Annotated in this window: 12 protein-coding genes; 7 read left to right on the forward strand and 5 right to left on the reverse strand. The window is 71.7% G+C overall.

Annotated elements, in window-relative coordinates:
* Positions 1-406 precede the first annotated feature (406 nt).
* The 7 genes from IEZ06_RS05285 (at position 407) to IEZ06_RS05315 (ending at position 8332) form a co-directional block, all read left to right on the forward strand.
* The gene (locus IEZ06_RS05285; RefSeq protein WP_189235506.1) at positions 407-1342 is read left to right on the forward strand and encodes a LysR family transcriptional regulator; all 936 of its coding nucleotides are present in this window, start codon (positions 407-409) and stop codon (positions 1340-1342) included.
* A 97-nt stretch (positions 1343-1439) separates the two neighbouring features.
* A complete protein-coding gene (locus IEZ06_RS05290; RefSeq protein WP_189235507.1) occupies positions 1440-2597 on the forward strand; it encodes a PP2C family protein-serine/threonine phosphatase in 1158 nt (385 codons plus the stop codon).
* A 2-nt stretch (positions 2598-2599) separates the two neighbouring features.
* A complete protein-coding gene (locus IEZ06_RS05295) occupies positions 2600-4207 on the forward strand; it encodes a sensor histidine kinase (protein ID WP_189235508.1) in 1608 nt (535 codons plus the stop codon).
* The gene (locus tag IEZ06_RS05300) at positions 4200-4640 is read left to right on the forward strand and encodes a response regulator (protein WP_189235509.1); all 441 of its coding nucleotides are present in this window, start codon (positions 4200-4202) and stop codon (positions 4638-4640) included. The genes IEZ06_RS05295 and IEZ06_RS05300 overlap by 8 nt, the downstream gene beginning before the upstream one ends.
* 217 nt (positions 4641-4857) lie before the next feature.
* Positions 4858-5643, forward strand: coding sequence for a succinate dehydrogenase subunit SdhC (gene sdhC, locus IEZ06_RS05305; protein WP_189235510.1), 786 nt, complete (start codon positions 4858-4860; stop codon positions 5641-5643).
* 9 nt (positions 5644-5652) lie between these two features.
* Complete coding sequence (locus tag IEZ06_RS05310) at positions 5653-7566, forward strand: fumarate reductase/succinate dehydrogenase flavoprotein subunit (protein ID WP_189235511.1); 1914 nt, start codon at positions 5653-5655, stop codon at positions 7564-7566.
* Between the two features lie 4 nt (positions 7567-7570).
* The gene (locus IEZ06_RS05315) at positions 7571-8332 is read left to right on the forward strand and encodes a succinate dehydrogenase/fumarate reductase iron-sulfur subunit (protein ID WP_189235512.1); all 762 of its coding nucleotides are present in this window, start codon (positions 7571-7573) and stop codon (positions 8330-8332) included.
* Positions 8333-8476: 144 nt separating this feature from the next.
* On the opposite strand, the gene IEZ06_RS05320 is transcribed toward IEZ06_RS05315, so the two are convergent.
* From IEZ06_RS05320 to IEZ06_RS05340, 5 genes are all read right to left on the reverse strand, one after another.
* On the reverse strand, positions 8477-10141 hold the full coding sequence (locus IEZ06_RS05320) for a hypothetical protein (protein WP_189235513.1): 1665 nt from the start codon (positions 10139-10141) through the stop codon (positions 8477-8479).
* A 61-nt stretch (positions 10142-10202) separates the two neighbouring features.
* Positions 10203-11309 (reverse strand): hypothetical protein, encoded by a 1107-nt coding sequence (locus IEZ06_RS05325; protein WP_189235514.1) that lies wholly within the window; start codon positions 11307-11309, stop codon positions 10203-10205.
* A 70-nt stretch (positions 11310-11379) separates the two neighbouring features.
* Entirely contained in the window at positions 11380-11778 is a 399-nt protein-coding gene (locus IEZ06_RS05330) for a (deoxy)nucleoside triphosphate pyrophosphohydrolase (protein ID WP_189235515.1), read from the reverse strand.
* Positions 11779-12026: 248 nt separating this feature from the next.
* A complete protein-coding gene (locus IEZ06_RS05335; protein WP_189235516.1) occupies positions 12027-13118 on the reverse strand; it encodes a C40 family peptidase in 1092 nt (363 codons plus the stop codon).
* On the reverse strand, positions 13115-13786 hold the full coding sequence (locus IEZ06_RS05340) for a hypothetical protein (RefSeq protein WP_189235517.1): 672 nt from the start codon (positions 13784-13786) through the stop codon (positions 13115-13117). The genes IEZ06_RS05335 and IEZ06_RS05340 overlap by 4 nt, the downstream gene beginning before the upstream one ends.
* Positions 13787-13790: the final 4 nt, after the last annotated feature.

The raw sequence follows: 13790 nt of genomic DNA on the forward strand, positions 1-13790 counted from the left end.
GGAAAAGGACTTTGGTCCCGTCCAAGTCATCGCGGATGTGGTTTCCATAGCCTGCGGCTATTGCTTCTGCGTCCTGGGAACTTGGGTCATGACACCGTGTCAGCAAGTGCGAGCAATCTCACAGTGCTGAATGGCGACGCTGCGCGTCGCGGCTCGGGGGCCGGTAACCGCCGTCTTCCCTCGTCACGTGCTCGCTTCGCTGCGCGCGCTCCTCAGTCCAGACGCCGGAGCCCCCTCGCGGGCTGAATGGCGACGCTGCGCGTCGCGGCTCGGGGGCCGGTAACCGCCGTCTTCCCTCGTCACGTGCTCGCTTCGCTGCGCGCGCTCCTCAGTCCAGACGCCGGAGTCCCCTCGCGGACAACCCCGCCCCGGATCGGGGGGCGGGGGATCCCTACGCTAGGGAAGCGTGCAGCTCCAGCAACTGGCCTATTTCGTGGCGGTCGCCGAGGCCCGGCACTTCACCCAGGCAGCCGAGCGGATGCGCGTCGCACAGCCGTCGCTGAGCAAGCAGATCAAGGCCCTGGAAGCCGAGCTCGGTGCGCCGCTGCTCAGCCGTGCCCGGGGCAACGTCACCCTCACCCCCGCGGGGGAGGCGCTGCTCCCGCTGGCCCGCCGCATGCTCGCCGACGCCGACACCGCCCGGCGCGAGATCAGCGAGCTGGCCGGGCTGCGCCGGGGCCGGGTGCGGCTGGGCGCCACCCCCTCGCTCTGCGCCGGGCTGATGGCCGACGCCCTGGCCCGCTTCCACCGCGCCTACCCGGGCATCGAACTGCTGGTGGAGGAGGGCGGCTCCCGCGACCTGGTCCGGGCCCTGGCGCGGGGGCAGCTCGACCTGGCGCTGATCATCATGCCGCTGCAGAGCGACGACCCCTCCCTCGTCACCGAGGAGATCCTGCGGGAGAACCTGGTGGTCGTCTCCCCGTCGATCGCCCCGCCGCGCAGGCCGTACCTGCGGATAGAGGACCTGCGCGGGCATCCGATGGTGATGTTCCGGCGCGGCTACGACCTGCGGGAGGCCACGCTCAGCGCGTGCCGCCAGGCGGGGTTCGAGCCGCGCTTCGCGGTGGAGGGCGGGGAGATGGACGCCGTGCTCCGCTTCGTGGAGGCCGGCCTGGGCATCGCGCTCGTGCCCTCGATGGTCCTGGACGGCCGTCCGGGACTGACCGGGACGCCGCTGGCGCCGCCGGGGCTGCGCCGTACGATCGCCATCGCCCACCGCAAGGACGTCGAGCCCACCCGCGCCGCCCAGGCGTTCCGCGCCACGCTGCTGTTCTTCCTCGCCGAGGCCGCCCACGACGGCAGCCTCCCGCCGGGCGTCGAGTTGCTCGGCGAGGGTCCTTGACAAGGCTTTCGTTCGATCACCCATCCGCATCATCGGGGCGGCAGCACTATTCTCATAGAGTTGACAGGTTTTCCCCCGAGCCCACGAAGAGGCGTTCGTGACCGCCCCTCCCGACGAAACACTCACGCTCCTCCTGATCGAGGACGACGCGGGTGACGCCTTCCTCGTGGAAGAGCTGCTCAACGAGGCGGAGAACCCCCCGAAGATCATCTGGGTGCGCAGCCTCTCGGAGAGCCTGGTGCGGCTCACCGACGAGGTCAGGTGCGTGCTGGTCGACCTCTCCCTGCCCGACGCCAACGGCCTGGAGGCGCTCCAGCAGGTGCTGGCGATGGCTCCGCACGCCGCCGTGCTCGTGCTGACCGGGCTCAACGACTCGCACGTCGGCGTGGAGGCGGTGTCCGCCGGGGCCCAGGACTTCCTCGTCAAGCAGGACATCGACGCCCGCCTGCTGGTGCGCGCGGTCCGCTACGCCATGGAGCGCAAACGCGCCGACATGGCCCAGCGCAAGCTGGTCGAGGCCGAGCTCGTCACCAAGGAGAACTCCCGCCTGGAGCACGGCCTGCTGCCCGTCCCCCTGCTGGAGCCCGGGACCCTCCACCACGAGTCGCGCTACCTTCCCGGCCGCCAGCGGACCCTGCTGGCCGGAGACTTCTGGGACACCGTGCAGAGCCCCGACGGCGCCGTGCACGTGGTGGTCGGCGACGTCTGCGGGCACGGCCCGGACGAGGCCGCGCTGGGGGTGGCGCTCCGGATCGCCTGGCGCACCCTGGTCCTGGCCGGGCACACCGGCAACGACGTGCTGCACACGCTCGACAAGGTCCTCCGGCTGGAACGCAAGTCCGCGGAGATCTTCACCACGCTCTGCACGATGACCGTCAACCCGTCGCTGGACCACGCCCGCCTGCACGTCGTCGGCCACCCGCCGCCCGTGCTGATCCGTGACGGCGTGGTCGAGGTGACGCCGGGCACCCCCTCCGGGCCGCCGCTGGGCATCTTCCCGGACGTGGACTGGACGCCCATCGACGTGCCGCTCGGCCGGGAGTGGTCCGTCCTGCTCTACACCGACGGCCTGATCGAGGCCACCGTGGGAGGCGGTCCCGACCTGCTCGGGACCGAGGGCCTGCTGCGGCTCATCGCCGACCAGGGCGGCGTCCACCTCGACCGGCTCATCGAGCGGGTCATCGAACTGAACGAGGAGGCGCTCACCGACGACCTGGCCACCGTGCTCATCGCCAAGGACTCGCGGAGCGCCTGACGGTGGAAGATCCTCCCCGTCCGCTGCCCCCGCCCGTGGCGGGCTCGGGGCGGCTGCCGCTGGGGAGGTGGTTCCTGATCGCCGGCTCGGTCGTCGCGCTGGCCTTCACGGTCGCCTCCGCGATCGTCGTCGGCACGGTCGGAGCGACGGGTGAGGCCCGGTCGGCCCTGGTCGACGTCATCGACCCGGCGGCCCTGCGCGTGCTGGAGCTCTCCGAGGCGCTCACCGTCCAGGGCGGCGCGGTGCGCGCGTACGGCGCCACCGGCGACGAGCGGTATCTGGAGGACTACCGGGACGCGGCCGCCGCGGAGTCCGCCTCGCTCGCCGCGCTCGAGGCCCTGCTCTCCCGGATGCCCGAGCGGGCGGCCGTGCGCGCCGAGCTCGACACGCTCAGGAGCGCCTCCGCGGCCTGGCGGCGGGACTACGGCGACCGCGTCGTGGCGGCCGGTCCGGCCGAGCGCGCCGACCTGGCCGAGGAGGAGTACGCCAGGGTCGGCGGTGAGCGCTTCCGCACGGTCCAGACCGCGCTGACCGAGCTGCGCGGCCACCTCACCCGGCTGCACGGGACGGCGACCACCAGGCTGGTGCAGGGCTGGCAGACGCTCTACGCCGCCCTCGGCGGGATGGCGGCGATCCTGGTGCTGGCCGGGATCGGCTTCGCCCTCATCGTCCGCCACGCCGTGCTGCGGCCGGTGGCCGAGCTCACCGGCCAGGTCCGCGCGGTGGCCCACGGCGACTTCGAGCACGCGCTCAAGGTCGAGCGCCCCGCCGAACTGGCCGAGCTCTCCGGGCACGTGGACGCGATGCGCCGCAGGATCGTCGCCGAGTGGCGGCGGACCAGCGAGGCGCAGGACAAGCTCGAGGAGCAGGCCGACGAGCTGCGGCGCTCGAACGCCGAGCTGGAGCAGTTCGCCTACGTGGCCAGCCACGACCTGCAGGAGCCGCTGCGCAAGATCGCCAGTTTCACCCAGATACTGGAGCAGCGCTACGGCGACCGGCTGGACGACCGGGCCAGGCAGTACATCGCCTTCGCGGTGGACGGCGCCAAGCGCATGCAGTCGCTGATCAGCGACCTGCTCGACTTCTCCAGGGTGGGCAGGGCCGGCGGCGAGCTCGTGCCCCTCGACGTCGCCGTGCCCCTGGAGGACGCGCTGGAGAACCTCGCCTCGCAGATCGAGGAGGCCGGGGCCACGGTGACCCGGGACGAACTGCCCCGGGTGCTCGGCAACCGGGTCCAGCTCACCCAGCTCTTCCAGAACCTCGTCGGCAACGCGGTCAAGTTCCGCTCCCGGGAGGCGCCCCGGGTGCACATCGGGGTCCGCCGCGCCGGGGACGTGTGGGAGTTCTCCTGCTCCGACAACGGGATCGGCATCGAGGACAAGCACTCCGAGCGGATCTTCCTGATCTTCCAGCGCCTCCACGGCCGGGAGGCCTACTCCGGCACCGGCATCGGACTCGCCCTCTGCAAGAAGATCGTGGAATACCACGGCGGCCGGATCTGGGTGGACAATGATGAGCCGGACGACGGCCGCCCGGGCGAGGAGGGCGCGTCCGCCGGTCGCGGGACCACGTTCCGCTGGACCCTTCTTCCTGGAGACGCGAATGAATGAGATGCGCTGGATCGACGTGCTGCTGGTCGAGGACGACCCGGGCGACATCCTGCTGACCAAGGAGGCGTTCGAGCTCAACAAGGTCAGGAACAAGCTGCACGTCGTCAACGACGGCGAGCAGGCCATGGCCTTCCTCCGCCGCGAGGAGGGCTACGAGGACGCGCCGCGGCCCGACCTGATCCTGCTCGACCTCAACCTGCCCCGCAAGGACGGCCGCGAGGTGCTCCAGGACATCAAGGGCGACGAGGAGCTGCGCCGCATCCCGGTGGTCGTGCTGACCACCTCCGAGGCGGAGGAGGACATCCTGCGCAGCTACAACCTGCACGCCAACGCCTACGTCTCCAAGCCCGTGGACTTCGACCAGTTCATCAGCGTGGTCCGGCGGATCGACGACTTCTTCGTCACCGTGGTGAAGCTGCCCAGCATCGACTGAGGGCCTCCTCCGCCGTCAGATCCGAGTGACAGGAATCACACCTGGTCTGTGAAAATGTGAGTGATGCTTCTCACACAATCTCCGGGTCCCGTCGTAACGTATCCCCCACCAATATGCGTGCGCCCGGGTGAGCCGCCGCGGCGGCTCGGCGCGCGGCACAACTGAAACGACCCGGACCCCCTGCGAGCAGGGTCCGCGGGAGGTGGAGAGGTCACCGATGACCCAGACAGCGGCCGACAGCCCGGCCAGAAGGCAGCGCGCGCAGATCAAGGAGCGCACCCTACGCACCGACCAGTGGTGGCGCTATCCACTGGTCACCTTCATCATCTTCACGGCGTTCCTCGTCTACGCCACGTGGGCGATCTTCGATATGGACTACTTCGTCTCGCCGTACCACGCGCCGTTCGCGTCGCCGTGCCTGGCGACGAGCTGTCCCGAGGAGGCGCGCCTGTTCGGCCTCGCCCCGTTCGGCGACTGGTACACCTGGCCGCCGGGCATCCTCATCCTCGGCCTGCCCGCGGGGTTCCGCTTCACCTGCTACTACTACCGCAAGGCCTACTACCGGGGCTTCTGGCTCTCCCCGCCGGCCTGCGCCGTGAACGAGCCGCACCGCAAGTACACCGGTGAGTCGCGCTTCCCGCTCATCCTGCAGAACGTGCACCGCTACTTCTTCTACGCGGCGATCGTGATCGGCCTGATCCTCGCCTACGACGCGGTGCTGGCGCTCGTCCACAAGCCGGGCGGTCTCGGCACGTGGATCCTGATCGCCAACGCGGTCCTGATCAACCTGTACACGCTCTCGTGCCACTCCTGCCGCCACATCACGGCCGGCCGGCTGACCCACTTCTCCCGGCACCCCGTCCGCTACAAGGCGTGGACCGTCGTCTCCAAGCTCAACGCCAAGCACCAGGAGCTGGCCCTGGTCTCCATGTTCTCGGTCATGGGCGCCGACCTCTACGTACGGCTGGTCGCCAAGGGCATCATCTCCTTCCCGTTCGCATAAGGATCACCTGTGGAAATCGAGCGTCACGAATACGACGTCGTCGTCATCGGCGCCGGCGGGGCGGGGCTGCGGGCGGCCATCGAGGCCCGGCAGCAGGGCAAGCGCACCGCGATCGTCTGCAAGTCGCTGTTCGGCAAGGCGCACACCGTCATGGCGGAGGGCGGCGCGGCCGCGGCCATGGGCAACGTCAACAGCGACGACAACTGGATGGTGCACTTCCGCGACACCATGCGCGGCGGCAAGTTCCTCAACAACTGGCGGATGGCCGAGCTGCACGCCAAGGAGGCCCCGGACCGGGTCTGGGAGCTGGAGGCCTGGGGCGCGCTGTTCGACCGCACCAAGGACGGCAAGATCAGCCAGCGCAACTTCGGCGGCCACGAGTACCCCCGGCTGGCCCACGTGGGCGACCGTACCGGCCTGGAGATGATCCGCACGCTCCAGCAGCGGGTGGTCGCGCTCCAGCAGGAGGACGAGCGGCTGCACGGCGACGCCGAGGCGTACATCAAGGTCTTCGCCGAGTGCACGATCACCCGGCTGCTGAAGGACCACGGCCCCGCGCACGGCCCCGGCGGCGCGATCGCCGGAGCGTTCGGCTACTGGCGGGAGAACGGCAGGCTCATCCTGTTCGACGCCCCCGCGGTCGTGCTGGCCACCGGCGGCATCGGCAAGTCCTACGTGGTCACCTCCAACTCCTGGGAGTACACCGGGGACGGCCACGCGCTGGCGCTGCTGGCCGGGGCCAAGCTGATCAACATGGAGTTCATCCAGTTCCATCCGACCGGGATGGTCTGGCCGCCGTCGGTCCGCGGCATCCTCGTCACCGAGTCCGTCCGGGGCGACGGCGGCGTGCTGCGCAACTCCGAGGGCAGGCGCTTCATGTTCGACTACATCCCCGAGGTCTTCAAGGACAAGTACGCCACGACCGAGGAGGAGGGCGACCGCTGGTACACCGACCAGGCCAACAACCGGCGCCCTCCGGAGCTGCTCCCCCGCGACGAGGTGGCCCGGGCCATCAACGCCGAGGTGAAGGCCGGTCGCGGCTCGCCGCAGGGCGGCGTCTACCTCGACGTCTCCACCCGGCTCCCGGCCGCCGAGATCGTCCGGCGGCTGCCGTCGATGCACCACCAGTTCAAGGAGCTGGCGGACGTCGACATCACCGCCGAGCCGATGCAGGTCGGCCCGACCTGCCACTACATCATGGGCGGCGTCGAGGTCGACGCGGACACCGGCGCCGCCGAGGTCCCCGGCCTGTTCGCGGCGGGCGAGGTCTCCGGCGGCATGCACGGGTCCAACCGGCTCGGCGGCAACTCGCTCTCCGACCTGCTGGTCTTCGGCCGCCGGGCGGGCGCCGGAGCGGCCGCGTACGTCGACCGGCTGCCCGCCCGGCCGTCGGTCCCGGAGGAGTCGGTCGCCGCGGCCAGGACCGAGGCGCTGGCCCCGCTGGAGCGCACGGGTGAGAACCCGTACGAGGTCCACCAGGAGCTGCAGCGGACCATGAACGAGCTGGTCGGCATCATCCGCAACGCCGACGAGGTCACCGAGGCGCTGGAGGCCGTCAAGAAGCTCAAGGAGCGGGCGCGGAACGTCGGCGCGGCGGGCAACCGGATCTACAACCCCGGCTGGCACCTCGCGCTGGACCTGCGCAACATGCTGCTGGTGTCGGAGTGCGTGGCCAGGGCGGCCCTGCTGCGCGAGGAGAGCCGCGGCGGCCACACCCGCGACGACTTCCCCGGCATGTCGGCCGAGTGGCGCCGCAGGCTGCTGGTCTGCGGCGCGTCCCCCGACGGCTCGGAGGTCACGGTCGAGGAGAAGGTCCAGCCCGCGATGCGGGACGACCTGATCACCCTCTTCGACCGGGCCGAGCTGGAGAAGTACATCACCCCAGAGGAACTGGCCGACTTCGACGCGCTGGTGAGGGAGTAGAGCCGTGAGCTACAAGGCGAAGTTCCGCGTCTGGCGGGGCGAGGGCGGCGAGGGCAGGCTGGAGGACTTCACCGTCGAGGTGAACGAGGGCGAGGTCGTCCTCGACATCATCCACCGGCTCCAGGCCACCCAGACCCCCGACCTGGCCGTCCGGTGGAACTGCAAGGCCGGCAAGTGCGGGTCCTGCTCGATGGAGATCAACGGCAAGCCCCGGCTCGGCTGCATGACCCGGATGTCCACCTTCACCGAGGACGAGACCATCACGGTGACGCCCATGCGGACGTTCCCCGTGATCAAGGATCTGGTCACGGACGTGTCGTTCAACTACACCAAGGCGCGGGAGATCCCGTCCTTCACCCCGCCGGCCGACGTGAAGCCCGGCGAGTACCGCATGCAGCAGATCGACGTCGAGCGGAGCCAGGAGTTCCGCAAGTGCATCGAGTGCTTCATGTGCAACAACGTCTGCCACGTGATCCGCGACCACGAGGAGAACAAGCCCGGCTTCGCCGGTCCGCGCTTCCTGATGCGGATCGCCGAGCTGGACATGCACCCCTACGACGTGGTCGACCGCAAGGACTCCGCGCAGGAGGAGCACGGTCTCGGCTACTGCAACATCACCAAGTGCTGCACCGAGGTCTGCCCCGAGCACATCAAGATCACGGATAACGCGCTGATCCCGATGAAGGAGCGCGTCGTCGACCGCAAGTACGACCCGCTGGTCTGGCTGGGCAACAAGATCTTCAAGCGTTCCGGCCCGAAGAGCTAGCCCTCCCCGCGGTCCTTCCCCGACGGCCGGTCACGTTCGCGTGGCCGGCCGTTCGCGTGTCGCCCGTCGGCCTCCGCACCCGCCGCTGCTCCGGACCGTTCGGTTTCGGTCCCGCCGCTCCGGGGCGCGGCGGAGGAGCCCGCGCTACTTCGGGCCGCGGCGGAAGAGCCCGCGCTTCTTCTTCGTCTCCTGCCCCGGCAGGGGGTAGACGGCCGTGGCCGCGGGGCCGGCGGGCGGGGACGGGTCGCCGCCGGTCCCTCCCGGGGACCGGTCTCCGGGAGGAGGCGCGTCCTGCGGGAACCGGTCACCGCCCTGCAGCGCCGGATCCCGGGGGAACCGGTCCTGGGGGAGGTCCTGGGGCGACGGGCCGGGGAGGTCCTGGGGCGACGGGCCGGGGAGGTCCTGGGGCGACGGGCCGGGGAGGTCCTGGGGCGACGGGCCGGGGAGGTCCTGGGGCGACGGGCCGGGGAGGGCCGGGTCCCGTGGGAACGGATCACCGTACGGCGGGAGCGGCCCCGGCCGGGAGAGGCCCTGCTGGAACGGATCCTGCTGGGACGGATCCTGCTGCGGCGGGCCCTGCGGGAGCGGTCCCGGCGCGGTCGGCGCGGCCGGATCCGCGGAGAGCGGGCCGCCGAGACCGGGTCCCCCCGGGAGCGAGCCGGGTTCCTGCGGGAGCGGTCCGCCGGGGGACTCCCCGTAGGGCTCGGGCCCGGTCGGAGACGTCTGCTCCCGGAACATCGGCCCCGGCGTCTCCGGCCCGTGCGGACCCTGCTCGGACGGACCCTGCTCGAACGGGCGCGGGTGCTGCTCGGACGGACCGTGGTGATGCTGCTCGAAGGCGCCGTACGGGTACTGCTCGAAGCCCGGCGGGGGCATGTGCGCGGTCGCCGGGTCGTAGGGCTGGCCGGCCGGATAGGCCTCGGGGTAGACCTGCGGATACATCTGCATCGGGACGAAGCTGATGATCGGGGCGTAGGCCGTGCCCCCCTGGTGGCTCCCGTACGGCAGTCCCGGCGCGGAGGCGTAACCGGGACCCGCGGGGTAGCCGTGGGGGTCGGCCATCCGGGGACCGGCCCGGCGGACGGCGGCGGCATGCGCCAGGCGGCGCAGCCTCCCCTCGAAGATCAGAACGCCGAACAGCACGAGCAGCACCAGGATCAGCGCCGGGATGCCGAGCTGCTGGCTCAGCGCGGCCGGGCTGCTGCCGGAGGTCGCGTTGCGGATCTCGTACGGCACCGTCGCCGGGTCGGGCTCGGCGAACGTGCTGGTGCTCGGCTCGGGCGACGCGGTCGGCAGCGTCTCCGCCGGGCTCGGCTCGGCGGTGGGGAACTGCGGCTCCGTCTCCTCGATCTCGGGGGTCGAGGTCACCGGCGGCTCGACGGGGTTCGAAGGCGGCGGCTGGACCGTCTGCTGGACGGTCTGCGTCGGGGCCGGCGGCGGAGCCGCGGTGGTCGTGGTCGCAGCGGCCGTCTTGGCCGGCTTCTTCGGCGGCGCGGTCACCGTGGCGGTGACCGTCACCTGTCCCGGCGTGCTGGTGGCGGGCGTGGGCACGGTCCCGTCGGGGTTGGCGGTCACCGTGACCGTGACGACCGGCGCGGGTTCCTCGGGCACCTCGGGCTGATCCTGGCACTCGGCCGCGGGATCGACGTCGCACCCCGGGATCTGCGTGGGCTCCGCGAGGACCGTCCTGGCGGCCGCGGAGGCCTGACCGGCGCCGACGAGCGAGGCTGCGGTGGTCACGATCACACCGGTCAGCCCCAGGGACACGAGCACGGCCGAGACGGCTGCCGTGCGGTGAGATCTCGTCACCGGCTGCCTCCGTGCGATTCCCGAATGACTCAGTCAAGAAAATACCAGCCGGGTAAAATTATCAGCAAAGCCGCTCTTCCTGCATCGCCCGAATGGCACGTTTTTGCTGCACTTTCGTCTGTAGCCAGAGCAGGCAGAGCAGGCCGCCTATCGCGACCCCCGTGGCAGGCAGGCCCCGCACCTCCACCAGCGGTTCCGCCTCTCCGGTGATCTTGATCTCCCGGCTCCGGCCGCTCACCTCCAGGGGCAGCGGCGCGCCGCCCTGCGGCTGGGCCGCGGTCGGGGAGGGCACGGCCGTGGGCATCCGGATCTCGGGGGTGGGCCAGGCCGTGGGCGGCTGCACCGTCGGGACCGGCCACGCCCACGACGGGGCCGGCCAGACCCACGCCGGAGCCGGAGCCGGGGCCAGGGCCGGGGCCGGGACCGGCGCGGGCGCAGGAGCGGGCGCGGTGGTCGCCAGGCCGGCGTCCGCGGCGACGTCTGCGGGCCCCCCGGCACCCGCGGCCCCCCGAACCGCCGTCTCCGCACCCGCCGCCGCCCTCGGCCGCTTCAGCGCCGCACCGCCCCTGCCGGGGCGACGCGGACGCGCCGCCCCCGGCACCCCCTCCACGCCGTGAAAGTCGTAGAAGACCTCGTACGGCTCCGCGCCGGGCTCCTCCCCCGTCTCCCCCGCCTCCCCCAGGACGGGGAACAGGTCCTCGGGCCCGCATTCGCACGGCTGCCCGTCGTCCGCCTCCAGCGGCGCGGGCAGCGGCGTGGGCACCGGGACGGGCGGGAGCACCGCATCTGCCGGGACCGGGAAGGTGAGATGTCCCGGAGTCGGGACGGGCATCGCCTCCTCCCCGATGTCCTCCTGGAGGACTCCCGGAGTCCTGGAGGGAGTCCGGTCCGGAGGCGGCGCGGGCCGGGACGGCTTGGGGGACGGCTTGCCGGGCAGCCTGGTGGGCGTCCTGAACGGGACGGGCGGAACCGGCTCGATCGGCGGCACCGGCGGGACGGGCACCAGGGACGGGACGGGCACGGCCGCTCCGACCAGGTCGAGCGGGGGAACGACGGGCTCCGGCTCGACCGCGTGGCCCGCCGGCCAGCCGGCCGGCAGGAGCACTCCCGTCCCCAGAGCCGACACCATCGCCGCGTACTTCCACCATCTTCTGCACAGTACGGTCACCGCGCGTCTCCGATCCCCCGATGTGAACGCATGACGACAACACGCTCTGTAGCAGTTATGTCACGATCGGCTACCGTTCAATCCCGCCGAGCAGTTCCCGCACGGCTCGCACGATCGGCAGGTCCGCGGGCAGCCAGGCGACCTCGTCCAGTTCGTCGGGGGCGAGCCAGCGAAGCTCCCGGTGCTCCTTCGCCTCCGGCTGCCCCTCCACCACCGACGCCAGCCAGACCCGCAGCACGCGGTCTCCGCTCAGCGGCCAGTCACCGCCGACCGCCTCCCCCACCTCGATCAGGACGCCGAGTTCCTCACGGCACTCCCGGACCAGCGCCGTGCGGTCGTCCTCTCCCGGATCGACCTTCCCACCGGGGAACTCCCAGCCCCCTGCCAGTTCCGGCGGCTGGGCGCGCTGCGCGGCGAGCAGCCGGCCCGCCCCGTCGACGATGGCCGCTCCCACGACGACTTTTCTCATGAGCCCTGATTCTGCTGTATCCGTACTGACGGCGACGCTGCGCGTCGCGGCTCGGGGGCCGGTAACCGCCGTCTTCCCTCGTCGCGTGCTCGCTGTCACATTGCGACGCTGCGCGTCGCGGCTCGGGGGCCGGTAACCGCCGTCTTCCCTCGTCGCGTGCTCGCTTCGCTGCGCGCGCTCCTCAGTCCAGACGACGGAGCCCCCTCGCGGGCCGATGGCGACGCTGCGCGTCGCGGCTCGGGGGTTCCTCAGCCCTGGGCCTTCAGTCGGAGCTGCTCCTGGACCGCGGGGTTCTGCAGGGGCCGGGTGAAGCCGACGATGCCCGCCCGCCCGCGGTAGGAGGTGACCTTGATCGGGCCGCACAGGCGGCACCGGGCCTCGATCATCTTGCCGGGCGAGACCACCATGCCGACGTGCCCGGGCCGGTCCGGTCCGGTGCCGGGACCGGAGTTGAAGAAGACCAGGTCGCCCGCCTGCTCCTCGCCCTCGGAGACCTTCACGCCGAACGGCCACTGGCCGAACGTGGTGCGCGGGATGGACAGGCCCGCACTCCGGTAGGCCATGTAGACGATCCCCGAGCAGTCGAACGCGTCCGGCCCGGTGCCGCCCCACAGGTACGGCTTGCCGCGCTGGGCCAGGGCGTACTCGAGGATCTGCGCGACCACGTCGTCCGGGGCCGCCTCGACCAGCGGCTCGTCGCAGGCCGGTTCCGCCTCGGGCGGGACGCTGACCGCGCCGTCCTCGGCGTACTTCCCGGCGATCTCCATGACCTGGTCGACGTACCACCAGGCCCGGTTGTAGACGAACAGCGAGCGCCGCACGTTCTCCGGCGCGCCGTTGCGCTTGAGCATCTTCGCCGCGCCGAGGATGGCGTCGGCCGGGTTGTAGACGTCGGCCCAGCCGTCGCCGTCGCCGTCGGAGGCGTAGCCGTTGAACTCCGACGGGATCTTGATCTTCGCCTTCCCGCCCCAGGTGCTGATCAGGAACTGCATCGGTCCGGCCGCCCCGGCGCTGTTGGTGCCGCTGCGCACGCCCGGGAGCGTGGAGCGCCCGTGGTCGGTCTCGCGCTTGCCGACCCCGGCGAGCACGTTCCACTGCACGCCGACCTTCTCACCGTGCTCGCGGTAGAGCTCCAGGTACTCCGGCGGGATGTCGGACACCGCCGTCTCCGACTCGCCGTCCGCCCGGCCCGCGGTCTCCTCGCAGTCGGGCATTCCCCCGCCGGTGAACGACGGGAAGGTGCTCACCATCATCATCGGAGCCATGATCAGCCCGACCAGGCAGAGCCCCACCACGGCGAGGACCGCCCCGATCCGGACCTTCCTGCCGTCGTCGTTCATCCGCCGGTCCCGGACGGTGACTCGTCCCCCTCCTGGCCCTCGTCGGCGGGCTGCAGGTCGTGGACCCGCCAGTCGGCGCCGACGGGGACGAGCGTGACGGCGTACTCGTCGGTGCGCTCCGTCGCACCGCTCTTCGCGGCGATCCGCTCGGTGCAGGCGACCACGAACACCACCGAGGAGTCCTGGACCTGCCGGATCTGCCGCACCTTCGCCGAAGCGGTGGAGACCACCTCGTCGGCGCGGTTCGCCTCGACGAACCCCGGCGACGTGCGGGCCCGCACCAGGACCTCGGCGAACTCCGCCGTGGCGTAGCCCTTCAGCCGGTCCCCGTAGGCCGCCGGGTCCTCGTCATGGGCGTAGGTGCCGTACTCGGCCGTGAACCGCTCGGCGTAGTCGGCGGCCGCAGCCAGTTCCTGCTTGGTCATCGGCAGGTAGGAGTAGACGTCGAACGGCGCGTCGCTGGCCGTCGCCGCCGGGCGCGGCGGCTCGGCGTCCGCCTGCCGGCCCGCCCCCGGCTCCGTCCCGGTACGGCTGACGCCCACCGGGCCGGTCTGCGCCTGACCGCCGCCCGTCCCGCTCTCCCACATGGTCAGGTAGATCCCGACCGCCGCCAGGAGCCCGACGAGAACCGCGAAGACGATCCCCCGGCGGCCACCGATCTCGGCCATCGTC

The organism is Planomonospora antibiotica (assembly GCF_014647955.1).
Lineage (GTDB): Bacteria > Actinomycetota > Actinomycetes > Streptosporangiales > Streptosporangiaceae > Planomonospora > Planomonospora parontospora.